This window comes from Roseofilum sp. KMC-1 (assembly GCF_057802075.1).
Genome location: NZ_CM173605.1, coordinates 75,101 through 99,028, shown reverse-complemented (window position 1 = coordinate 99,028; position 23,928 = coordinate 75,101). Strand labels below are relative to the sequence as shown.

Genomic DNA, 23,928 nt, shown 5'->3' with positions numbered 1-23,928 from the left:
AAAACTACTTTATTTTCTCAGTTGAGTGAACTCACTGGAGCTGCTCACGGCCATTACGAACGACTCGCAACATTTCCCCTAAACGCCCTTCAAGATCCTGTAAAACCCCATCTGCATAGCGATCGGCTCCTTTTTGAATCATTTCGCACTCTTCTAGGATTTTCTGCCGTTGACTCTCTAAATCTTCTGTAGATTGCTTTTCTAGCTCCTGCAACTCAGCAAGTAAATTTTCTTTGGTCTTTTGGCACTCCTGTAGAGTTTGTTGCCAAATTACTTGCGCCTCCTGTTCCGCTTGCTGCACTAAGCTCATTTCGTCTAAAATTTCACTAGCTTGTTGTTCAGCCGCACTAATGAGATCCTGGGCATACCGTTTTGCTTTGAGCATAATTTCATCTCGGTTACTCACCAAAGTCACCGCTTGCTCAAAGACCTTGGGTAAATGAAACTGAATTAACTCAATTTGATCTAATAACTGGTCTTCATCGACAACCGTATACTTTGTCCAAGGAATCTGGGTACTCATCAAAATCATTTCCTTGAGGCGCTCTAATTCCTCTTGAATATCCACTTCTGGTTTAGCATTGAGTCCATGGGTTCCGTTGACAGAAGTTTCGCCCTGCGGTTGGGAGATGCTTTCACGTTCTGAGTTTATGGAGGAGGGGTCTTGTTGTAGCATTGATAGATATCTAGGGCAACGTGATGGGGAACTAGGTGATCGACGGAAGCGCCAAATTTGGCAATTTCTTTAACCAGACTACTACTCAGAAAGCCATATTCGGTAGACGTTGCCAAAAACACTGTTTCGATTTCGTCTAGGAGGGTTTTGTTGGTGTGGGCCATTTGGAGTTCTTTTTCAAAATCTGATACTACTCTTAGACCCCTCAATAATACTTGGGCGTGTTGCATTTTAGCATAGTTTACGGTCAGACCATCAAAACTGTCAACTTTGATGTTAGTTAAGTGTTCAGTCGCTTTTTGGATCTGACTGATGCGCTTAGAGACTGAAAATAGAGGATTTTTGTTGGGGTTAACCATGATAACCACAATAACCTGGTGGAATAAGGGACAACCTCTTTCAATAATGTCTAAGTGTCCCAAGGTTATGGGATCAAAGCTTCCTGGGTAAATGGCAGTTAAGGGTAAAGCCATAAATTGGCGATCGCATCAATAAAGGACATCAAGATTTTGACACTCTCCCCTCCCTTGGAGACGGGAATTCTTGGTTCAACGAGTCCAACAGATGAAGTAGAGCCAGAGATGTAACTATTAACCCAAAACACTACCAAACCGGTTGCTTCTGCCGATCGCAAGGCGTTCAAAATCTCAGAAACCGATTATAATCGATAACGTTTGAATAGGTTAAATTGCACATTAACTTATCTAGGGAAGATTTGCCAGGTTTTAGCCATCACTTGTAGGTTGACTTTTGCGCCGATGGGTAGGGGGTGAAGGGTATGGCTTCTCGCTTTCAGTTCCAGTCCAGATAGGGTGTGTAAAGTATAACGATGTTCGCGACCGAGAAATTGGCGATCGCCAATTTTCGCGATTCCGTTTTCATCCGGTTTGAGCTGAAGGTCTTCCTCACGAATCATTAAATCGCCCTGCTCTAAGGGGTCTGAGTTTGGTACGAAAAATGACCCGATTTCCGTATCCCATTGGGAACCATTACGACGAGCCGGGATAAAATTGGCTTGAGTAACAAATTCGGCTACAAACCGAGTTTGGGGGTTGCGGTAAATCAGCTCTGGAGGGCCAATTTGTTCGAGTTCTCCATTTTGCATCACTCCCACCCAATCACAGATAGAAAGGGCTTCTTCTTGGTCATGGGTAACAAAAATAGCTGATAAGCCACTGGCTTTGAGGATGCGGCGAATTTCGGAGCGCAGACGCACCCGTACTTGAATATCAAGGTTACTCAGGGGTTCGTCTAAGAGGATTAGGGTGGGTTCTGGTGCGAGAGCGCGAGCTAGGGCGACTCGTTGTTGTTGTCCTCCAGAGAGTTGGTGAGGATAGCGATTTTGTAGTCCTTCTAAGCTGACGAGGGCGATCGCCTCCTGAAGTCGTTTTTCCATACTCCCTTTGCTGAATCGGCGACGATGCTTTAAGCCAAAGGTAATATTTTCTGCCACGGTCAGATGGGGAAATAGGGCATAATCCTGAAACACAATGCCCACATCTCGCTTCTCTGGAGGTACGGAAAAATGCGGGGTTGCCACCTCTTGTCCCAGTAACTCAATCTTGCCCCCAACCGGTTGCTCAAATCCAGCAATCAACCTCAGTAAGGTAGTTTTACCACATCCTGAAGGCCCCACCAATCCTAAAATATCTCCTTGCTTTAAGGTGAAACTCACCTGATTGACTACAGGTACTCGCTTGGGATCGAATTGCTTGCTCACCTCTTCTAGGTTCAACACCACCAACTGTGACATGCTTTGTCCTTCAACCGTTCAATCGACTAAAACCGCTATTACACTAGCATAATTTTGGGTATCTTTTGAGAAGAGTTCTTAGTTTACTAGACCTAGACCTTCCCTGAAAGGAACAGATGACAGAGAAGAAGACACCTTACTCTTCTCTGTCGAATCTTTACTCGGAGAACACCAAGAGTTACTATAAACTTATTGAAAATTATTGTCAATATCCTGCAAAAGAAAAAGCCGGAAAGACATTTCCCGGCTGGTTCGAGATCCATTTACTGACGACCTGACCCGCTCTAAGACAGGAAGATCCTTAACTGAGGGATTCGAGATAATCCCGAACTCGGTTACGGCGTTTGGGTTGGCGTAGCTTTTGTAAGGCTTTAGCTTCAATTTGCCGCACGCGCTCGCGAGAAAGCTCTAAAGCGCGGCCAATTTCCGCCAGGGAATAGGGATGACCATCACCGAGGCCAAAACGCATTTGAATCACATCCCGTTCCCGACTGGTTAAATCAGCCATCAGATGGCGCAGGTCTTGTTGCAAGGATTCCCGCATTAAGGATTCTTCTGGAGAAATGCTGTCTGTTTCCAGAAGTTCGCCGAGTTCCGTATCTTTATCTTTACCGACTTTGGTTTCTAGGGATACGGAGCGGGGAACGCGCAACAGCACCTCTCGAATTTGGGCGGGGGTCATATCCAGCTCTACCCCTAAATCTTCAATAGTGGGGGTGCGTCCCTTATCTTGGGCAAGTTTACGTTGGGCTTTTTTGATCTTATTGAGTTTTTCCGTAATGTGGACGGGTAGGCGGATGGTGCGGCTTTGGGTGGCGATCGCCCGTGTAATCCCTTGGCGAATCCACCAGTAAGCATAGGTACTAAAGCGATAACCCTTAGTGGGGTCAAATTTTTCCACTGCCCGCTCTAGTCCCAAGGTTCCTTCTTGAACCAAATCCAGCAACTCCAAGCCCCGATTTTGGTATTTTTTAGCCACTGAGACCACCAAGCGCAAGTTGGCCTTAATCATGTGGTCTTTCGATTTAATCCCGGCTGATTGAATTTCCTCTAACTCAGTCACGGTCAATCCGGCTAATTCAGCCCAATGACGTTTTCCTTCAACTAAAGCCGATTTGAGGGCTGCCACATCTGTTTGGGAAACTTCCGCCCAGCGCTCCCAACTGGGCCGATGGCCAAGCTGGGAAGTTAGGCGATCGCGAATTTCCATTAACCGCACATACTCTCGAATGGGCCCTGTCTCTGATTCTCCAGCTTTATTTCGCAGTTCGATCAGTTGAATATGGCGCTGAACTTTTTGAGCTTCTGAAACTTCCTCATCGCGACCGAGCAAGTGGACTCTGCCAATTTCTTGGAGATACAACCGGACTAAATCCGTTGTCCGACGGTTGACTGAGGTGGACTGGTTACGGGAGGTAGACTCCATTTCCAATTCAGCCATGACCTCTGGGGAGGTCAATTCTTCTTGGGAAGGGAAGTCTTCGGAGGGTTCTAGCTCGTAGCTAGAGGGTGATGATTCATCATATTCAGGGTTTAGTCCAAAAGCAGTTACTGGCGTAGTCATCGTCTCAGTTGCTCCAAGTCATGAAAGGGAAGCAGTTACAGGGTTCCCATTCGATTAGGGTTCCCCAATGGAGTGATGAATTACAGAATCTTTAGATTATTTTTAGAAATCTATCGGCCTGTGATTTCATCAACTTAATTCAGTTTTCTGAGTTGGGATGGAGTTAACTGGACTTTCAAGTATCTCAGCCAGACTGGGGGCCAGCCTCAGAAGAGTTCAGTTTCTCTAACCACTCAGGAGTTAGGGTAAGGGATTTGTGCTTGCTGGTTTCTAACCGTTCAGCCGTTTTTATGGGTTTGCCGCCGTCAGTCAACGAGTTTTCATGTTTTTTTATTAGTGGAATCAATTCAGATGGACTATGAGATCCTGCACCCTGATTGGTTTATCTTGCTTACTGCGTATCCTATGTTTTTTGCAAGTCTACCTTAACTATAGATAGAGGTTACCTCAAGGGAAGTGACTTGGGTCAAAGGCCGCATTAATCTTTATCACTAAGTATTTTCAGATCGAAAGATGTTCACAAGTGTGAAAACCATAGCCAGATTGGGGTCGCCAGGTTGTGACCCAGGTTGTCTTTCTTCTAATTTCAGGCTCTCTAATCAGGATTCCGGCTTAATATCTCTTAACATCAGGGCATAAACAGCCTGATGGGGGCTGATTTTTCCTTGCAGCAATAAATCAACTTGGGTACAGATGGGGATAGGAATGCGATGAGTTTGGGCCAGTTGGACTAAAACCTCTGTCGTATTAATGCCTTCGGCGGTTCCTTCGAGATGGTCGAGAATTTCCCATAGGGGTTTTTCTTGGGCGAGTTGATAACCCACCTGATAGTTACGGCTCAGGGGACTATTGCAGGTGGCGAGCAGGTCTCCTAAACCGGAGAGTCCATAGAAGGTTTCGGGTTTGGCTCCCCAATGAGTGCCAATGCGGATCATTTCGGTTAAGCCCCTGGTGAGTAAGGCGGCTTTGGCGTTGGTTCCCAGGTGTAGTCCGTCACAGACTCCGGCGGCGATCGCCAATACATTTTTTAAGGTTCCTCCCAACTCGACCCCTAGGGGGTCATCGTTGGTATAGACGCGAAACCGGGAGGAGGAGAAGACCTGCTGCACCCATTGGGCGGCTTGGGGGTTTTGACTGGCAACGGTGGTGGCAGCAGGGAGACCTTGATCGATTTCTTTGGAGAGGTTGGGGCCGGCTAAAACAACGACGCTGTGGTGAGGAAAGGCTTTGTGCCAAAGTTGGGAGGGGGTAATGCGATCGCTCGGATCGAGGCCTTTGGTGACGGTGACGATGACGGTAGAAGGCTCCAGTCCACAGGCTTGCACTTGCTCAACCACCGGTTTTACCCCTTTCATGGACACAGCGCTGAGAACCAGAGAAGCACCCGCAAGGGCTTCCGGGAGGGTGAGATCGCCGCGACGAGACCAGATTTTGACTTGATGGTGGCGATCTCGGGCCAGTTGGGCTAGGGTTTGCCCCCATACTCCACCGCCAATCAGGGCGATGGAGATAGCGGGATCTGAAGAGAAAGAGGATGATCGTTGAGAAGTCATGGGTTATTTACACTAGGGTTTTCTATTGATCTATCACCCTGCCCTATCTGACCCATGAAAAGCTAGAAAATAGATTAGATACTATCAGGGTCGATGTTGAGTTCGCGCAGTTTAGCGGCTAGGCGATCGGCTCCTTCTTCCGGTGTCAAAACCAATTCACCCTCGGCGGTGAAGATCTTCAGCGCAGTAAACGGTGACTTGTCATGAAATCATCAACTTTGCCCAATAGTGAGACTTGAATTTTCTCGATCTGTTGATTTACGGTTTAACTATGGCAAATTATCTAACACCGGTTTATTCTCTCACTATGCTCTCTGAAATCCAAGACCTGACTGCTCGCATTGCTCCCCGACTGATTGAAATTCGCCGCCATCTCCATGCTCATCCCGAACTGAGCGGTCAAGAACGGCAAACAGCCGCCTATGTTGCGGGGGTGTTATCTTCGGCAGGATTGCATGTTAAAGAAGAAGTGGGCAAAACCGGGGTAATTGGCGAATTACTAGGAGCAGAAACCGGAACTGGATGTTTAGCCATCCGTACTGATATGGATGCGTTGCCGATTCATGAATCGACGGATTTAGAATTTGCCTCTCGGCAAACGGGAGTGATGCACGCCTGCGGCCATGATGTGCATACTACGTTAGGGTTAGGTACGGCGATGGTCTTATCTGAGTTGGGCATCCCCCTACCCGGTACAGTACGATTTATTTTTCAACCCGCCGAAGAAATTGCCAAAGGCGCGGGCTGGATGGTCGAGGAAGGGGTGATGGAGGATGTTCAGGCCATTTTAGGAGTTCATGTCTATCCGACTATCCCTGCTGGCTCAATTGGGGTGCGCTATGGAGCTTTGACGGCGGCGGCTGATGAAATCGAATTGACGATTATGGGAGAATCGGGCCATGGGGCGAGGCCTCATGAAGCCAAGGATGCGATTTGGATTGCGGCCCAGGTGATTACCAGTTTGCAACAAGCGATTAGTCGCACCCAAAATCCCTTGCGTCCGGTGGTGTTGTCGTTTGGTCAAATTAGTGGGGGGCGGGCCCATAATGTGATTGCCGATCGCGTACAATTAACGGGAACGGTGCGATCGCTCCATCCCGAAACCAGCGCCCAGTTACCGCAATGGATTGAAGGGATTGTTAAGAGTATTTGCGACTGTTATGGGGCGACCTATGAGTTTAGCTATCGCCGCTTGGTTCCTTCGGTGCAGAATGATATGAAAATTACCAAGTTAATCGAAAAAGCCGCTAAAGAAGCATTTGGGAGCGATCGCGTCATTAATCTGCTTGAACCCTCTCTGGGTGCTGAGGATTTTTCCCTCTATTTAGATCATGCTCCTGGTAGCATGTTTCGTTTAGGAGTCGGCCATGCCCATAAAACCAATTATCCCCTTCATCATCCCAAATTTGAAGTCGATGAGAGCGCTATTGCTGTTGGTGTCATTACCTTAGCCTATACAGCCGCCCTATACTGGCAAAAATCGTCAAGATAGTGCAGCCTGGCCGATATCAAGGAGACTGAAATGACTGGGGAGCAGCTCTGCGAGTTTTTACGGAAATTAGAAACTTAGCGATCTTAAACTCTCCTCTAGGGAGTGATGGAAGTCAGAGCGAGTCTTCTCAAGGGATGAGTATGATATGGTTAGTCCCTAGGGCAATCATTATGTCCACCAAACAACCCTTTTCTCTTCCCTTCAAAAGCCATTCAACCTTGTCTTTACGCTTTCTGTTGGTGGTTCCCTTTGTGCTGGAATTGGGTTTAGTGGTGGGATTAATTGGTTATTTGTCCTTTCGTAATGGTCAAAAATCCGTCAATCAATTGGCGACTCGTCTCAGTGGGGAAGTCACCCATCGCATCCAAGAACATCTGAAGCGCTTCGCGGATACCCCCCATTTATTTCTGAAGATGAATGAAGCGGCGATCGCCTCCCAACGTTTTGATCCTGACGACTTTGATCAGGCTATACCCTACTTTTGGCAACAAGTACAAATCCATCCCTGGGTGCGATCGCTCTATTATGGCAACACCCAAGGCGACTTTATCATGGTCAATCGCGATCCCACCCTCCGCTTGTATCGTCGCGATCGCCATAGCGCCCCAAACCGCAATATCTATCACTTAGATGCACAAGGAAACTCCACCGATCGACTGATCCGCAGTGCCGAATACGATCCCCGTACCCGGCCCTGGTATCAAGCCGCAGTCCAGGCCAAAACCGCCACTTGGTCGCCCATTTATCTCTTTTCCGCTTCCGAAGATTTGGGCATTACCCCCGTTTTACCCCTCTACGACGATCGAGGAGACCTTCAAGGGGTTTTGGGTGTAGATTATACCCTCACCCAAATTAGTCATTTTTTAGCCAGTTTAGACATTAGCGCCACCGGCGAAGCCTTTGTTATGGAGCGATCGGGTAAACTGGTGGCTACTTCTACTCCTGAATTGCCCTTTATTGAGGCTCCAGAAGGTCGTCAACGGATTAAAGCCTCTGAAAGTCAAAATCCCTTAATTGTGCAAGCTGCCAAACAGATCGCCGCTTTAGCCTCCCTAGAAGAACATCAAGAGCTGATGATGAAGTGGGAGGGAGAACGCTACTTTATTGATGTAACCACCGTTAGCGATAATCTGCAACCCTCAGAAGACTATTTAAGGGGACTCGATTGGGTGGTGGTGGTGATTATTCCTGAAGCCGATTTTATGGCCCAAATTAACGCCAATACCCGCAGCACGATCGCCCTCTGTACCGTCGCCTTAATTGGTGCTTTAGGCTTGGGTTTAGTCATCTGTCGCTGGATCTCTCGCCCCATATTCCAACTGAGTCAAGGAGTCAAGGCGATCGCGAAGGGAGAAACAGCACCCAAAATTTACGGGGGACGGATTAAAGAATTAGACCAACTTGCCCAAGGCTTTAATCAGATGGTTTATCAACTCAATATCTCTTTCCAAGCTTGGGAAGAAATGAATCAAAATTTAGAGCTTCAAGTCCAAGAGCGCACCAAGGCTTTAGAACAAGCTCAGGAGCATTTTCAAACCGCGTTTCGCTTAAGTCCTCATCCCCTCTTTATCAGTGTGATCGCCGATGGCTGTTTACTCGAAGTTAATGATAGCTTTTGTGAAATCCTCGGCTATTCCCTAGAAAACCTGCTTCACCATCGAGAAACCGAACACCAATTTTGGGTCAATCCTCAAGAGCATCAGCGCTTAGTCCAAGTCATAGAAACCCAGGGAACCCTACACCATCAGCAAGTCGAACTGAAAACCGCCTCTGGGGAAATTAAAACCATTTTGTTATCTGGGGCAAAAATCCAATGGAATCAACATCCTTGTATTCTCTATGCCGCCTATGATATCAGCGATCGCCATAGAGCCGTCTTAGCCTTACACGAACAACAGCAATATTTACGCCTCATTTTAGATAATATTCCCCAACAAGTCTTCTGGAAAGATACCGATTGTGTCTTTTTAGGCTGCAATCGGAATTGGTCAAAAGCCGCCGGATTAGACAGCCCAGAATTCATCATGGGCAAAACCGATTATGACTTATTACCAGCCCATCTGGCTGATGAATTTCGCGCTAAAGACCGAGAAATTATGGCCAGCGATACCCCCCAGCTACACATGATCGCCAAAAAAGTAAAACCCGGAAAAGACGGCGAACCCATTTGGCTTGATATTAGTAAAATTCCTATCCATGACACCAACGATCGAGTCATTGGCTTATTAGGCGTAATTGAAGATATTACCTTACGCAAAAATGCCGAAGATGCCCTACGACTTGAACAAGCCAAATCCGAACAACTGCTTTTAAATATTTTACCTCAACCCATCGCCGAACAACTCAAACAGAATGACTTCAGCCATCAGCAAGTCGGAGTCGTCATTGCCGAACAATTCCAGTCCGTCACCATCTTATTTGCCGATTTAGTCGGATTTACGCCCCTCTCTAGTCATCTGAGTGCCCATGAATTAGTTGAATTACTCAATCGCATCTTTTCTCAGTTTGACCATCTTTGCGAAAAATATAACTTAGAGAAAATTAAAACCATTGGCGATGCCTATATGGTCGCTGGAGGACTACCCCTACCCCGCCCAGATCATGCTGAGGCGATCGCCGATATGGCCCTAGAAATGCAAAGCCTTATCCGTCAGTTTCAAACTCCCTTTAATCAACCCTTCCAAATTCGGATTGGCATTAATACCGGCCCCGTTGTTGCTGGGGTCATTGGCACGCGCAAATTCATTTACGATCTTTGGGGAGATGCCGTAAATGTCGCTTCCCGGATGGAGTCTCAAGGGGAACCGGGACGAATTCAGGTGACCCATCAAACCTATGAATTGTTAAGAAACACCTACCATTTTCACGAACGGGGTAAAATAGAAGTTAAAGGCAAAGGAGAAATGTTTACTTATTGGCTGTTAGGTCAATAAACTCAGATATCCGTAAATTTTGCCTCCATAGTGATTGATCCCTATATTTTTTTTGGGTGAACGTTTTTTAATCTCCCTTTATTTTTTTTCAGTTTGTTAATTTTTTATAAACTTTTATGGCTGTTTTACATCCTCAAAATAGCTGGGATCTCAATGCCAAGATTCCCTTGAAGTTGTTGCTGATTATCCCGTTTGTCGTTCAGATGGTCATGGTAGTCAGTTTGACGGGATGGTTTTCTGTACGCTATGGCAAAAAAGCAGTTAATGAAGTAGCCACCCACTTACGCTATGAAGTCAGTCAACGGATCGATCAAAAACTCTCTGAATATCTGACCGTTCCCCATCAAGTGAATCATGTCACTCTAGATGCCGTGGAACTAGGATATTTACAGATCGAAAATTTTCCCCAATTACAAAACCATTTTCTGAAACAACTGCAACGGTTCGATCAAATTGATTCCGTATTTTTTGGTAGCCAGCAAAACGAATTTATTGGCATCTCCCGTGGAACAGATCATCAACTGCAACTGATGAGAGCGGGAAAAGAAACTGGAGGCAGTATTCAATTTCATTTACTCAACGACCAAAATCTTCCGGCTCAATTGATCAACGAAACCCCTAATTTTCCCATACACGATCGCCCCTGGTATAAAGCCGCCCTGCAAACAGAAGGAGAAGTCTGGGGCCCCATCTTTACCTACCATGCCTATCCTCGCATGGCTATCCCCGCCAGTGTCGCTATCCGGGATAGTGCAGGCAACCTGATTGGAGTCTTAGGCAATAACTTTTTTCTCAGTCAAATCAGTGAATTTCTGGCTACCCTCAAAATCGGGGAATCAGGGCAAACCTTCATTTTAGAGCGCTCTGGAGAATTAGTCGCTAGTTCTAGCTTACCCCAACCCTTTGCGATTAAAAACGGAATCGCCCAACGGATTCAGGGCAGCCAATGCAAAGATCCCATCATTCAAGCGACCACCAATCATTTATTACAATCTCTAGGCTCGTTAGAGCAAATCCAACAAGCTCAACAACTCGACTTTTATATCCAGAAAGACCATCAATTTGTACAAGTAATGCCCTATCAAGATGGCTATGGTCTGGATTGGCTGATTGTGGTCGTTGTCCCTGAATCCGACTTTATGACCCAAATAGAAGCCAATACCCGTGCCACCATCGCCTTATGTGCCATTTCCCTCATAGTAGCTATAGGTATAGGAATTCTCACCGCCGATTGGATTACCCGCCCCATTTTAAGCCTAGCAGGAGCGAGTGAAGCCATTGCCCAAGGAAAACTGGATACCCTTTCCTCCCCTGAAGTATCTCCCATGAACATAACTGGCATTCGAGAAATAGAGCAGCTCTCCAACTCCTTTAACCAAATGTCTCGACAGCTTCAAGACTCCTTAAACACTCTAGAACAGCGAGTGCAAGAGCGCACCCTGGAACTCGAACAAGCCAAACAAGCAGCAGAACAAGCCAATCAAGCCAAAAGTCAATTCCTGGCCAACATGAGCCATGAGTTCAGAACCCCCCTAAATGCCATTATCGGCTTTACCCAACTGATGTTGCGAAACAGCCATCAAAACTCTCAACAAAAGGAATACCTGAATATCATTCATCGTGCCAGCGAATACCTGCTCGGACTGATTAACGAAGTCCTGGAAATGTCGAAAATAGAAGCGGGTCATCAGCAACTGAATGTCAACGACTTTGACCTGAAACATCTGGTCGAAACCGTACAAGAATTATTTGCCCTCAAAGCCAGAGTCAAAGGGATTACCTTAGAAATCAACCTCGATCCCAATCTGCCTACCTATATTCGCACCGATGAAGGCAAACTGCGCCAAGTCCTGGTTAACCTCCTCAGCAATGCTATTAAGTTCACCTTTGAGGGTTCAGTTATTTTACGGATCAAACCCGGAAATCACCCCCATCACCTCCACTTTGAAGTGGAAGACACTGGCATTGGTGTTGAGCCAGAAGAACTCTCTAGCCTATTTATCCCCTTTGTCCAAACCCAGTCTGGGCGCAGATCTCAACAGGGAACTGGATTAGGTCTGACGGTTACTCATCAGTTTGTCCGATTGATGGGAGGGCAGATAACCGCCATCAGTCAAGGATATCAATTTACCCCAGCTTTTGCCCAAGTCAACGACCCACCCCAACCGCTCCCGGTTGCTAACTCGCCCATCGGAACCCGATTTGAATTTGAGATTACTGTTGCATTAGCAGAAAATCTTAGTATTGAGTGCAGTGATAGCTTTCAGAGGGTCATCGGCTTAGTTCCGGGTCAACCGACCTATCGCATTTTAGTAGTTGACGATCGCTGGAGCAATCGGCAACTCTTATTACAATTGCTGGGCCCTTTGGGATTTGAGGTGCAAGAGGCTGAAAATGGTCAAGAGGCGATTGAAGTCTGGGAAAATTGGCAACCCCACTTAATTTTGATGGATATGCGAATGCCTGTCTTGGATGGTTATGCGGCAACTGAGTATATTAAAAAACATCTTCATGGCCAAGCCACGGTCATTATTGCCCTGACGGCCAGCGTATTTGAGGAAGAAAAAGCCTTAGTTCTCTCTTCTGGATGCGATGATTTTGTGCGTAAACCCTTTCGCGAGTCGGTGATTTGGGAGAAAATGAAGCACTTTCTTGGGGTTAATTATCTGTATGAAACCCTGGAAGAAGTCCCCAATGTTTCTGGAGAAGCAGGGAAAATTCATCCCTTCCAATTGGCAATGATGCCCCATGCATGGCTGGAACAATTGCAGCATTTTGCGGCAGGAGCTGATGGCGAGCAAATTTTGCAGCTTCTTGAGCATCTGTCGGCAGAAGAGATGCCGTTACGTCAGAGCTTGACCACTTGCGTCAATCAGTTTCAGTTTGAACAACTGGTAGAAGTCTCTCAAGAAGCATTGCGACTCAATAATCAAGTGTCGAGAACTTAGGTAGGGGACAATGAAGCGGGGGAAGATTCAAGAGTATATAAGGCTAAAGGTGCTGGGGTGGGTTTCTAGTCTGCTGCTGATTCTAGGATTGACTGTTGCCGTGGGATGTTTGCCGGTCAAGTCATCTTCGGATGATTGCCCATTGAGCCAATTAGATGCAGGATTGGGGTGTAATCTTTGCTTAGTTATTGGTAATCTAGGCATGATTATGATCGGTGGTCTGCCGATCGCGGGTTATGGTTATCTCAGACTAAAGTGGCAGAAGCTCAAGGTTCAAGAAGAGTTATTACAGTTATTAGTGCGATATACTCCAGGAGCGATCGCCATTTTCGATCGTCAGATGCACTATCTCTATGTCTCCCAGCAATGGCTGGAGATATATAACTTACAAGAGACAGACATCATCGGCAAGTCTCACTACGCAGTTTTTCCAGAGATTCCCCAACAGTGGAAAGACATTCATCAACACTGCTTAACCGGGCATATCCAAGAGTGTGAAGAAGACCCCTTTTATCGGGCTGATGGCTCTGTTGATTGGGTCAGTTGGAAAATTCACCCTTGGTATAATTATTCTGGAGAAGTTGGGGGTATTATTCTCTTTACACAAGTGCTAACCTCCTACAAAAAAACCACAGAGCAATTGCGGGAAGTTGAAGCTCGATGGCAAACCCTGGTTAATAGTACCTCCGATGGCATGATGATTGTTGACCAGCAAGGAAAAGTCTTATTTGCTAATCCATCAGCCGAGAAAATTCTCCACAAACCTCTGTCTGAATTAATCGATTATCCCTTGGGATTACCCATGGTGGTTGGGCAAACCGCAGAAATTGAAATCACCCATGGGGGAGAGGTGTTAGGGGTGAGCGAAATTAGCGTAGCTCCAGTGCAATGGGATGGAGTAGAAGCCTTAGTGGTGTCTTTGCGGGACATTAGCGAACGGCGACAGGCTCAGTTAAGTTTATGGGAGCGCGAAGAACGATTACAGGCCATTTTCGATCAAGCTGCTGTGGGAATTGCCTTGAGCGGAACTTCAGGGCAATTGGTGCAGGTGAATCAACGGTTTTGTCAGTTGTTAGGATATAGCGAAGCTGAGTTACTTACTATGACCTTTCGCCAATTAACCCATCCAGAGGACTTGGAGATTGAGGAACTCTATATTCAAGACCTCTTAAGCAGTAATAGTCAGACCTATAACTTAGAAAAGCGCTATCTCCGTAAAGATGGGCAGGTGCAATGGGTGTATATAGCGGTGTCAATTATACGAGATTGGATAGGAGAACCCACTCAGTTAATCGGGGTCGTTTCTGATATTCAGGAGCGTAAGCAGATGGAAGTGGCACTGCAAGAGGCAACCCAGGAGAGGGAAAAGGAAATTCAACGGCAGTTGCAGCAGCAAGCGGAGACTGAGCGGGCGGTGGATATAGTAGTGGATAAAACCAGGGCATTTCTGGATGTAGATACGATTTTTACCACAGTCACTTACGAGGCCAGACAGTTATTGAAGTGCGATCGCACGGTTGTCTACCGGTTTAATTCTGATTGGAGTGGTCAATTTGTAGCCGAGTCTTTAGGGCAAGATCAGCGCTCTTTAGTGAAGCTTTCTTATGCTTATCAAGAGTTCACTGAACACCTGAGTGATTGTTTTTTAAAGATACAGATCGAGCAAAATAATGTATCCGAAAGTTATGTGGCTAATGATATTTTCTCTCGCGGATTCCCGTCCTGTTATTTGCGATTTTTTCAGCGCCATCAAATTCGGTCTTATTTAATTGCGCCCATTTTACAAGGCGATCGATTTTGGGGTTTATTGGCCGCTTATCAAACAACCAATTCCCGCTCTTGGAAGCCCTGGGAAATCAAGGCGATGGTACGCTTAGGCAAACAACTGGGAATTGCTATCAAGCAAGCAGAATCTGTTAATGAAATTGAGCAAAAATCTCAACAGATTATTCAAGCCTTACAAGCTAAAGCTGAGATGCAACAAGCCAAAGAAGCTGCCGATGCAGCCAATCAGGCTAAAAGCGAGTTTTTAGCTAATATGAGTCATGAACTACGCACCCCCTTAAATGCTATTTTGGGGTTTACTCAATTGCTCTCGCGATCGGCTATGGCTCCTGAACAAAAAGAATTTTTAAGTATTATTAATAATTCGGCGGCCCATTTGTTGTCTTTAATTAATGATATTCTAGATTTATCCAAGATAGAATCCGGTGAACTATCCATAAGCATCTATGAATTTAATTTGCATAAAATGCTGTTAGTTATCAAAAAAATGTTTAGCTTTAAAGCACATAAAAAAGGATTGAAAATGGATGTTTTTTGGGAAAATGGTGTACCAGAATGGATCGAGGGAGATGAAGGGAGATTAAGTCAAGTTTTAATCAATTTATTAAATAATGCTATTAAATTCACCCCAGAGGGTCAAGTAACCTTGAAAGTTAGTCAAGCCTCTAAGCCTAAGCGATTATGTTTTGAAGTTGAAGACACAGGGCCAGGAATTCCTCTCAAAGAAAGATATAGAATTTTTGAACCCTTTGTACAAACTAACTTAGGTCGTCAGTCAGGAGAAGGAACCGGTTTAGGATTATCCATTAGTCAGAAATTTGTACAATTAATGGGCGGGAAAATTTACGTCAGTTGTCCGAGTTCTGGAGGCGCTCGCTTTTGGTTCGATCTACCTTTTGAGGCAGTTGAGCCGACGGAAGTTTCCCCTTTACCCGGCTCTTTACCCGTCATCGGTTTGGTTCCCGGTCAACCAACCTATCGTATTCTGGTAGCTGAAGATGTATGGGAAATGCGACAATTATTAGTGAAGTTACTCAGTTCTGTTGGCTTTGAGGTGTGCGAAGCATGTAATGGACGGGAAGCAGTTGAGGTATGCGAGTCTTGGAAACCCCATTTAATTTGGATGGATATGGAAATGTCGGTGATGGATGGATCTAGTGTCATACAGGTGATTCGTCAATTCTTGGGGAATCACGGGACAATCATTATTGGTTTAACGAGTCATCCTGTTACTGATGCAGGGTGCGATCGCTCTTCTGAATGTGATGATTGGATCGTGACACCCTTCCAAGAGAGCGCTATTTTTGAGACCATAGCAAAGTATCTCGGCGTTCGTTATCTGTATGGGCCTATTGACAGTGTAACTACTGTTGCCAATATTCACTTAACTTTAGCAGATAATCTACTGGAAGGGAGCGATCTGGAAGGGGTTTCTAAAGATTGGGCGATCCAACTTTATCATTGCGCTGCGGGAGCGGATGCGGAGGGTGTAGATCAACTCTTAGCTCAATTGCCAGAAGACTATGGAACAGTAAAGAAGGCGATCGCTAGTTTAGTGGATCAGTTTTGTTTCGATCGAATTATGAAAATAGCTCAGTGTAATTTTAACCATGAATAGCCCTGGTCAAATCTCCTCTAAGGGGAATTTATTAATTGTCGATGATACGCTCAATAATTTACGTCTGTTATCCAATAGCTTGATCGAAGAAGGCTATAAAGTACGAGGGGTGACTAATGGTCAAATGGCGATTACTGCGGCTAAAACGATTCCTCCAGATTTAATTTTGTTAGATATAAAAATGCCAGATATGGATGGCTATCAAGTGTGTAAACACCTCAAGTCCGATCCGATCACTAAAGATATTCCGGTTATTTTCTTGAGTGCTTTAGATGATGTTATTGATAAAGTCAAAGCCTTTGAAGTAGGGGGCATTGATTATATCACTAAACCCTTTCATCTGGAAGAAGTGATTGCCCGCATAGAAAATCAACTAGCCCTTACCCAAGCTAAGGCAGAAATCACTAAGCTCAATAGTGAGCTAGAACACCGCGTGCAGGTGCGGACAGAGCAACTGCAAGACATGAATCAAAAATTAATTAGTGCCAATAAAAAATTAGAATCGGAAATCTCAGAGCGACAGAAAATTCAGCAAAAATTGCTCCATATGGCATCCCATGATGCCCTCACGGGACTACCAAACCGAGTCTGGTTTATGGATTGTCTGATTCAAGCTTTAGAGCGTTTTAAATCCGATCAAACCTATAAGTTTGCCATTTTATTTATGGATTGCGATCGTTTTAAGATGGTCAATGACTCTCTAGGTCATTTAGTGGGCGATCATGTGTTAATTTCCGTTGCCCGTCGTTTACAATCTTGTTTGCGATCGAGTGAGGTTTTAGCTCGGTTTGGCGGCGATGAATTTGCTATTATGATCGATCGCATCGAAGATATTCAAATTGCTATTAATCTGGCACAAAAAATTCAAAATTCTTTAACTTGGCCCTTTCATTGGAATCAACAAGAAATTTTCTTAAATGCCAGCATTGGCATTGTTTTTAGTACCCCTGACTATCAAGAGCCGGAGCAACTTTTGCGGGATGCAGATATTGCTATGTATGGGGCTAAAGGTAGCCATAAAAGCTATCAAGTTTTTGATGCTTTTATGCGTCAAAATACCCAAAAAAGATTTCAGATCGAAACCGATTTAAGATTAGCGATCGAAAATCAAGAATTTGTGCTTTACTATCAGCCCATTATTTCGATGAAAACGGGCTATATTTCTGGGTTTGAAGCCTTGATTCGTTGGCAACATCCCCAACAGGGATCTATTTCACCTGGTGCATTTATTCCCATTGCTGAAGAAACGGGATTAATTGTCCCCATTGGGCTATGGGTATTGCAAGAAGCTTGTACTCAGTTTGAGTCTTGGCACAAACAAAGCTGGATTAACCCAGATGTAAAAATGAGTGTCAATTTGTCAGTTAAACAATTTAATCAATCGACTTTGATCGATCAAATCGATCGCATTTTATTAAGGACAACATTTGACAGTAAAAACCTTAAGCTAGAGATTACTGAAAGTGCGATTATGGATAATCCAGAATTAGCTACTAATGCTCTTGAGAAGCTTAAGCAGCGCTCGATTCAGCTCAGTATTGATGATTTTGGCACGGGCTATTCTTCTTTAAGTTATTTACACCGTTTTCCGATTGATACCTTAAAAATCGATCGCTCATTTATTAGCCGTATGGGAGAGCAAGGAGAAAATGCAGAAATTGTAGAAGCGATTGTTACTTTAGCCCATCATTTAAATATTACAGTGACGGCTGAAGGTGTAGAAACCGCTTCTCAACTAGCCCAACTGTCTAAAATGGGGTGTGAAGAAGTACAAGGCTATTTTATTTCTAGGCCTTTAGATGGGGAAGCTATGGGAGAGTTATTAGCTAAAGTTCCCCATTGGCCAGTTTGATCAGGCCGATCGCCAATTAAGCGACGGGCCATGGTGCTTTTTCCTGCACCAGCATTACCGAGAAGGATGATTTTCATTCTTCAACTTGCCAGAGTTCCTTAGTAAAGTCTTCATCTAGGATGCGGTGGGGGCGCATAACTAAGACCAGTTGGCCTAAGAGGGGACGATCGGGTTCGTTTTCAGACCATTGTAGTTCGAGTTGACCGTCTATCTCCAGGAGAAAATAGCGATCGCTATCCCATTCCCGTTGATGGCGATCGACTAACATTAACACGGGTTCTGGACTCTCCGATATGGATTGGGGCAATTGGTCGCTGTTGGCTAATAGGGCAACCGGATCGCTCATCCCCCGGATCACGGCCCATCCGGGAACAGCCACAAAGGCTGATGCGCCCTCGCTACGAACCATGCCAAAGGGGTCTAGGGGTTCAATCAAGGGTACAGCCTTCCAGTCATCGAGGGTAAGGGGAAGTTGGCCGACAACGGGAATTAAGCGGGGAGATTCATCGGCCGATTCTAGACGATAAACGGGTAATCTGGGGGCCGTTTTTTGGGCCACAACGGTGAAATCTGTGAGGAGATGTTCTAGATTTTGGCGAGCTGGGGCACTGTGGGCATAACGTAGACCTTTGGCAATGAGGCGGGATCTTTCTTGAATATCTTTGTGTTCGCGGGCGCTTTTCCAGCATTGATGAGCCATGATATCGCCGGGATGCTGGGAAAAGCCCTGAGCTGGGGAACTGCGGGAGAAGTCTTTGATTGCTTTAGCTAGTTCATGGGCTTGATCGGCATCCAGGTTAAGATCTAGGCTAAATTCGGCCGCAGCTACCCGTTGGGGTTGGGTGAGAATGCGGAATTCGTAGAGGATATCTGAGCCTTTCTGATAAAAGTGCGATCGCACTTTTTCGTTGATTTCAGCTTTGGTTAAGCTGGTGTAGACTTGGGCTGCCACCATGACCTGATTTTGTTGTACGGGTTCAAATCCCGTTTCTTCAAAAATGCGATCGGGTTGATATCCCGCTTTTTGCAGTTGACTACAGGCTTGTCCCCACTCCACCCATGCCCCTTGCTTTCGGCGGAGTTGTAGGAGCAGGGCATCTGCATCGATGGGTTCTGTATGGGGAGCTGAATAGGGGGAATAACTCATGGCCGTGACTTTTCACTCAAAGATCCTGTGATTACTTTATCGCTTTCTGGGGGGCGATCGGCCCAAGATCGAGAATTTTTTTTATTGAGGCCTTGACAAAGTATCCGCGATCGGGGCATATTGATAAATGGACTTCAGGGGTTATAGCTCAGTTGGTAGAGCACCTCAATGGCATTGAGGGGGTCTCCGGTTCGAGTCCGGATAGCTCCATCCCTGATTACGCAATACATCTAGCCCTTCAGCTCAAATCGCGCTGCGGGGGCTTGTGCCGATTCTGTACCAATATTGCCCTAAATACTCAATCAAACTGTGGGGGGCGATCCGCAGGAGATAACCCATCGGGTTCTGTGGGTAACGCTTGATTCCCTGGAGGAGATGGGGAGGCCTGCGATGGGGGCGCAAGGATGGTTTCAATCACTAAGGTGCGTTGCAATTGTTGCCCGCTTCCTCCCGTGACGGTTAAGGTGAGGGTTTCTTGTCCGGGTTGGGGACTAATGGGATAAGCAAGCGTGCCGGTTAAGGGAACTGTGCCGGGTGAAGGGAGTAATTCGACACGGGTATCGGGGCCGCCAATGACTGTCCAGGCTAAATTAAGGGGGTTAGGTCTCTCGTCCGGTTGCAAAGTTACCACCACGCGCAGGGGTGCAGTTTCTCCATTGACCGTAAAGTTGGTAAGAGCTAAGGGATAGGTGCGCGGTAAGATTTGAATGACTTCTGTTTGTTGCTTATCACTGGCTTCTGATGGATTTTGTTTACTGATGATGCTGACTTCAAAGATGTATTCTCCCCCTTGACGGGCGGAAGTGGGGACATTTTGACAAATCAAGCCTCCAGCTAAGATGCAATAGGGTTGTAGGGCATTAGGGATGCCGCTATCAAACCGATAACGGCGGGCTGGAACCCTGGCAATTCCGCTCATATCCCGGCCAATGATTTGCACCTCTTGGAGTTGCTGGGCGTTTTCGATTTCCCAGGAGAGTAAAATTTCTTCCCTTTGCTCTTCGCTGTAGGTGGGTTTTCCAGGTTGTAGCTGTACAATTCGGGGTGAGGAAGGGGAAGGAGGAGGAAGTAGGGCAATGGTGGCGGTGGTTTCGGTTTGGGTGATTTCTCCAGTTCCATGCTTGGGAATTACGCCTAATTGAAGTTGATAGTTGCCACTTTGGGAGATGGGAATTGTGATATTCCGACAGCGCAGTTGATCGCCCAGATCGCAGAGGGATTTTAGGGGTTTGGGGATAGCCCCATTGAAGGAAAAACGTATTTCTGGCATGGCAATAAAGCCTTCAGATGATTTTCCTTTTAAGACGATGGCTTGGATTTGATCGGGATTGGCGATCGCCCAATCAAGTTGTATTTGTTCCCCTCTGGCGATTTCATAACTCGGCTGGGTGGGCTGAAATTCGATAATTTTGGGCGGTTCTGGCGGTTTAATTTCAATCACATCCGCAAGAGCAGTTTGGGGTTCTCCCTCAATGCGCGGATCGGGAATAACGGTGAGTTCAAAGATCATGTTGCCAAACTTGTCTACGGTTACGGGAATTCTTGCACAAACCAAGGTTTGATTGTCAAAATTGCAATATTTGCGCCACTCATCGGGGAGTCCAGATTTCAGATCGGTGCGTTGTTCTTCGCTATTGACGACTCCATCAGGATTACGCCCGATCCAACCCAATTGGGCGATCGCACTGGGATTGCTGATTTGCCAACTTAATTCGATGGTGTTGGTTGTGTTATTTCCCGTGGTAGGGGCGGGTTCACCGAGATCTTGGTTTGCAGACGATACGGCTGGTAAACCCGCCCTTACAGAACCCGGTTGTACCGCATCGGGTTGTGCCAATGTAGCCTTAAATTCGAGGATTTCCGGTAGGGGAATGGGGGAGATCGCGATGGTATTGGTTTTGGTGATCATGGGAGCAACCTGCGATCGCTTGGCAGTCACCTTTAACTCAAAGATATACTCTCCTGGTTCGCGGGCATCTGTGCGAATATTGCGACAGACTAAAGTCCGCCAAGAGCGCGTACAAAACTCCTGCAAACTTTCCGGTAATCCTCGGCTCAGATCGTAGGAAACCGGAATACTGGTAACATTACCATTGGGCGATCGCCCCAAAATCTGCAAGCTGGCAATTTGTCCAGGGTGGCGAATATCCCAATTCAGATAAATAAAATCATCATTAGCTGCTGCATAGGACGGAGAAACCGAGGTAAATTCCTCAATTCTAGGCGGTGCAGGCGGTTTAAAAAACAGCCACCACAAGGCAAAAATCAATAACCCCAACACCCCCAACCCAGCTAAAATCGCTAACAGCAATTGCCACCAAGGCCGAGCTTGCCACAGAAAAGTCCCCTCAATTCGATCCGTCGGTAAGGGCAGTTGGTAATCATCCGTCAGTTCCAGATAAAAATTAAGGGTGCGTCCCTCACCCAACAAGGGTCTGCGCCACCAGGGGCCAGGTTTTGCATCGATATCGACCTGCCATTGCGTCCCCCGATCCAATTTCAGGCGATCGGGATTTAATTCATACACACAAACCGGCCGTTCCTCATCTTCCCGCACCGTCAGGCGCAATTGGCGCAGGGTATTCCCTTCATTATTTAAGCGCAACTGAAATAGGGCAGCTTCCCGACTCACCTTACCCACTAACGTTCGCAAATCCATCCGTAAATCATACCGAGGCAAAACCTCGATATAGACCAGATCTAATAACAGCAAATCCGGGTTATTTTCCCCCATTAAGCGCAGAGTCGGTAAATAACGGCCCGCTTTGGTATCGGGGGGAAAGCGAAACTCTAGGGTAACTTCTCCTTTAGCTCCTGGGTTCAGGGCCAAATTATCAGGAATAACCACCAAACCCAACTCATTAATCCCTTCTGGATAATGGACTTCCCACCAAGACTCCGGTAAATCGGTACAAGTGAGGCGAAAGCGATCGACCCGGTTAGAGCGATTATGCACCAAAACTGTCACGATCAGGGATTGTCCCAGTTCTAGAGGGGCTGGTTTTTCGGGGGAGGTAACGGGAGTCAGGGCAAATGTGGGGTCATTGGACTGAACCGCTTCTTGAATGGGGGGCAGGACTTGGAGTGTGGCTTGGTGACGGATGGGGGTTTCTTCGGGATAATGCTTGGGTGCATCAATCACCAGCAAGTAAGTATACTGACCGGGAATCGTTTCTACGGGAATGGGGAAGGAAAACACCGCTTCGCTGCTGCTTCCCGCACTGAGGGCAAACCGTTCATAGGGGTTGGGACACCAAGTTTTAAGCACTCCTGAAGAATCATCAATAAACAGATCGATAATTGCCCCTTGAAATCCTTGATTACCAATAGTTACCCGCAATTCAAAGGTTTCCCCAGCCGAAATGACACTATCTCCTGATGGGTTGGTAATTACGCTCAGGGATTGACTGCCATTAGATCGCGAACCAGAGGAATTGCCCTGGTTGAACGGATTAAGCTGGGGATTGGATTGAGTCATTTGAATTGAAAATTAAAACTTCGACACCTTGATGAGGTTTCCTGCGGACATAAACTGCGATCGCTTCGTTCAGTTACCCAATCTCTCCCAATCATACCTCTAAGCTTCAGTCTCTTTCAGAGTTTGCATGATTCGCTCATAGAACTGGATATTTGCATTTCTATGTTCTTCAAGGATTTGCGAATTTTTAGTCACCTGGTTGGGCAAAAATTTTTTCCAATCACGAGTAGAACACCAATAGTGATTTCCATAATTGATTTCCCACTTAATCTTATTTAGAAAAGTGGTTTTGAAAGGCTGAAATTTCAGTCTACTATATTGCCATTTACTTACAGGATAAATACCAATATGATTCCTGAGCGTTAAAAATTTAGTGCTGAATGGAAAAGCTATAACCCTACGTCCTAATAACATTCCCCAGTAAGCACCATGATAAGAGCTGGTTAATATGGTTTGGCCAGATCCCAAAAAGTTTATGACATCTCTCAGATTTTCGGTGTTATGAGTCATATGAGGAAATGAGTCAACTTTTATCTTGAATTTTTCGTGAGAAAAAACTACAAACTCATGTTTTATTTCTCGATCTATATCAAATTCTTTGCTCATACAACTCACACAAGGAACCCAATCATATCCTTGATTAAAATCTCTAATTCCTACAATATTAAAAGGATCTACATAACCTGAATAATCAAACTTTTTATGAGTATCCTGAAGTTCATCAAAAAAAATCTTATTACGCGGTATCTTGAAATTAGGGTATATTTGTTGACCCGCCCCCCAGATAATCCATTGCCCTTGAATATGATTGCGTATCTCTTGAAGCTGCTGGAAGCATTTCCAAAAACTCTGAAATAATAAACCACCTCCACCAACTATTATATGATGCCGAGTGTTTGAACTCGTACTTTTTATCTGATCTAAACTAATTGATCCACCAAAACCACCTTTAGGGGTGGGAAAATCTGGATCAATAGATCGAAAATCTAGGGTTTCTACTTGCCAACCTGGAAAATCAAAATAATGAATAGGTGATGACATGAAATCTCCTACATTTTGGGGATTGATTACATAGGTGTTAATTAGTTTGTTATCCATGATTTTAGGTGTAGATTTTGATTGATAGGGG

General features: G+C 45.7%; 15 protein-coding genes, 1 tRNA gene and 1 pseudogene. 6 read left to right on the top strand and 11 right to left on the bottom strand.

What is annotated here, in order from left to right; all coding sequences use genetic code 11:
* Positions 1 to 31: 31 nt before the first annotated feature.
* The 8 genes and pseudogenes from AC3FZD_RS00500 to AC3FZD_RS00465 all read right to left on the bottom strand — a co-directional run.
* The gene (locus AC3FZD_RS00500; protein WP_488738249.1) at positions 32 to 676 is read right to left on the bottom strand and encodes a F0F1 ATP synthase subunit B family protein; all 645 of its coding nucleotides are present in this window, start codon (positions 674 to 676) and stop codon (positions 32 to 34) included.
* Positions 649 to 1,149 carry a pantetheine-phosphate adenylyltransferase gene (gene coaD / locus AC3FZD_RS00495; protein ID WP_488738248.1) on the bottom strand — a complete coding sequence of 167 codons (501 nt, stop codon included), beginning with the start codon at positions 1,147 to 1,149 and terminating at the stop codon, positions 649 to 651. The genes AC3FZD_RS00500 and coaD overlap by 28 nt, the downstream gene beginning before the upstream one ends.
* Entirely contained in the window at positions 1,134 to 1,319 is a 186-nt protein-coding gene (locus tag AC3FZD_RS00490) for a hypothetical protein (protein WP_488738247.1), read from the bottom strand. Before AC3FZD_RS00490 ends, coaD begins: the two co-directional genes overlap by 16 nt.
* A gap of 57 nt (positions 1,320 to 1,376) precedes the next feature.
* A complete protein-coding gene (locus AC3FZD_RS00485; protein WP_488738246.1) occupies positions 1,377 to 2,429 on the bottom strand; it encodes an ABC transporter ATP-binding protein in 1,053 nt (350 codons plus the stop codon).
* A 301-nt stretch (positions 2,430 to 2,730) separates the two neighbouring features.
* Positions 2,731 to 3,993: an RNA polymerase sigma factor SigC gene (sigC, locus tag AC3FZD_RS00480; RefSeq protein ID WP_488738245.1), complete on the bottom strand. Its 1,263-nt coding sequence runs from the start codon at positions 3,991 to 3,993 to the stop codon at positions 2,731 to 2,733.
* A gap of 184 nt (positions 3,994 to 4,177) precedes the next feature.
* Positions 4,178 to 4,306: a hypothetical protein gene (locus AC3FZD_RS00475; protein WP_488738244.1), complete on the bottom strand. Its 129-nt coding sequence runs from the start codon at positions 4,304 to 4,306 to the stop codon at positions 4,178 to 4,180.
* A gap of 286 nt (positions 4,307 to 4,592) precedes the next feature.
* On the bottom strand, positions 4,593 to 5,546 hold the full coding sequence (locus AC3FZD_RS00470) for an NAD(P)H-dependent glycerol-3-phosphate dehydrogenase (protein WP_488738243.1): 954 nt from the start codon (positions 5,544 to 5,546) through the stop codon (positions 4,593 to 4,595).
* Between the two features lie 74 nt (positions 5,547 to 5,620).
* Positions 5,621 to 5,728 (bottom strand): annotated as a pseudogene (locus AC3FZD_RS00465) (Uma2 family endonuclease); the annotation flags it as partial.
* A gap of 125 nt (positions 5,729 to 5,853) precedes the next feature.
* On the opposite strand from AC3FZD_RS00465, the gene AC3FZD_RS00460 reads away from it, so the two are divergent.
* From AC3FZD_RS00460 to AC3FZD_RS00440, 5 genes are all read left to right on the top strand, one after another.
* On the top strand, positions 5,854 to 7,038 hold the full coding sequence (locus AC3FZD_RS00460; protein WP_488740416.1) for a M20 family metallopeptidase: 1,185 nt from the start codon (positions 5,854 to 5,856) through the stop codon (positions 7,036 to 7,038).
* A gap of 170 nt (positions 7,039 to 7,208) precedes the next feature.
* Positions 7,209 to 9,971, top strand: coding sequence for an adenylate/guanylate cyclase domain-containing protein (locus AC3FZD_RS00455; protein ID WP_488738242.1), 2,763 nt, complete (start codon positions 7,209 to 7,211; stop codon positions 9,969 to 9,971).
* Between the two features lie 116 nt (positions 9,972 to 10,087).
* Entirely contained in the window at positions 10,088 to 12,919 is a 2,832-nt protein-coding gene (locus AC3FZD_RS00450) for a hybrid sensor histidine kinase/response regulator (protein ID WP_488738241.1), read from the top strand.
* Positions 12,920 to 13,127: 208 nt separating this feature from the next.
* Complete coding sequence (locus AC3FZD_RS00445) at positions 13,128 to 16,322, top strand: hybrid sensor histidine kinase/response regulator (protein WP_488738240.1); 3,195 nt, start codon at positions 13,128 to 13,130, stop codon at positions 16,320 to 16,322.
* A complete protein-coding gene (locus tag AC3FZD_RS00440; protein WP_488738239.1) occupies positions 16,315 to 18,174 on the top strand; it encodes a two-component system response regulator in 1,860 nt (619 codons plus the stop codon). The genes AC3FZD_RS00445 and AC3FZD_RS00440 overlap by 8 nt, the downstream gene beginning before the upstream one ends.
* A 73-nt stretch (positions 18,175 to 18,247) precedes the next feature.
* Here AC3FZD_RS00440 and AC3FZD_RS00435 read toward each other — a convergent pair whose 3' ends face one another.
* Positions 18,248 to 19,321, bottom strand: a complete 1,074-nt coding sequence (locus AC3FZD_RS00435; RefSeq protein WP_488738238.1) for a RuBisCO accumulation factor 1 — start codon at positions 19,319 to 19,321, stop codon at positions 18,248 to 18,250.
* A 137-nt stretch (positions 19,322 to 19,458) separates the two neighbouring features.
* Here AC3FZD_RS00435 and AC3FZD_RS00430 point away from each other — a divergent pair.
* Positions 19,459 to 19,531, top strand: a tRNA-Ala gene (locus tag AC3FZD_RS00430).
* A gap of 88 nt (positions 19,532 to 19,619) precedes the next feature.
* Here the strand turns inward: AC3FZD_RS00430 and AC3FZD_RS00425 are convergent.
* The gene (locus tag AC3FZD_RS00425; protein WP_488738237.1) at positions 19,620 to 22,799 is read right to left on the bottom strand and encodes a COG1470 family protein; all 3,180 of its coding nucleotides are present in this window, start codon (positions 22,797 to 22,799) and stop codon (positions 19,620 to 19,622) included.
* 99 nt (positions 22,800 to 22,898) lie between these two features.
* Entirely contained in the window at positions 22,899 to 23,897 is a 999-nt protein-coding gene (locus AC3FZD_RS00420) for a hypothetical protein (protein WP_488738236.1), read from the bottom strand.
* Positions 23,898 to 23,928: the final 31 nt, after the last annotated feature.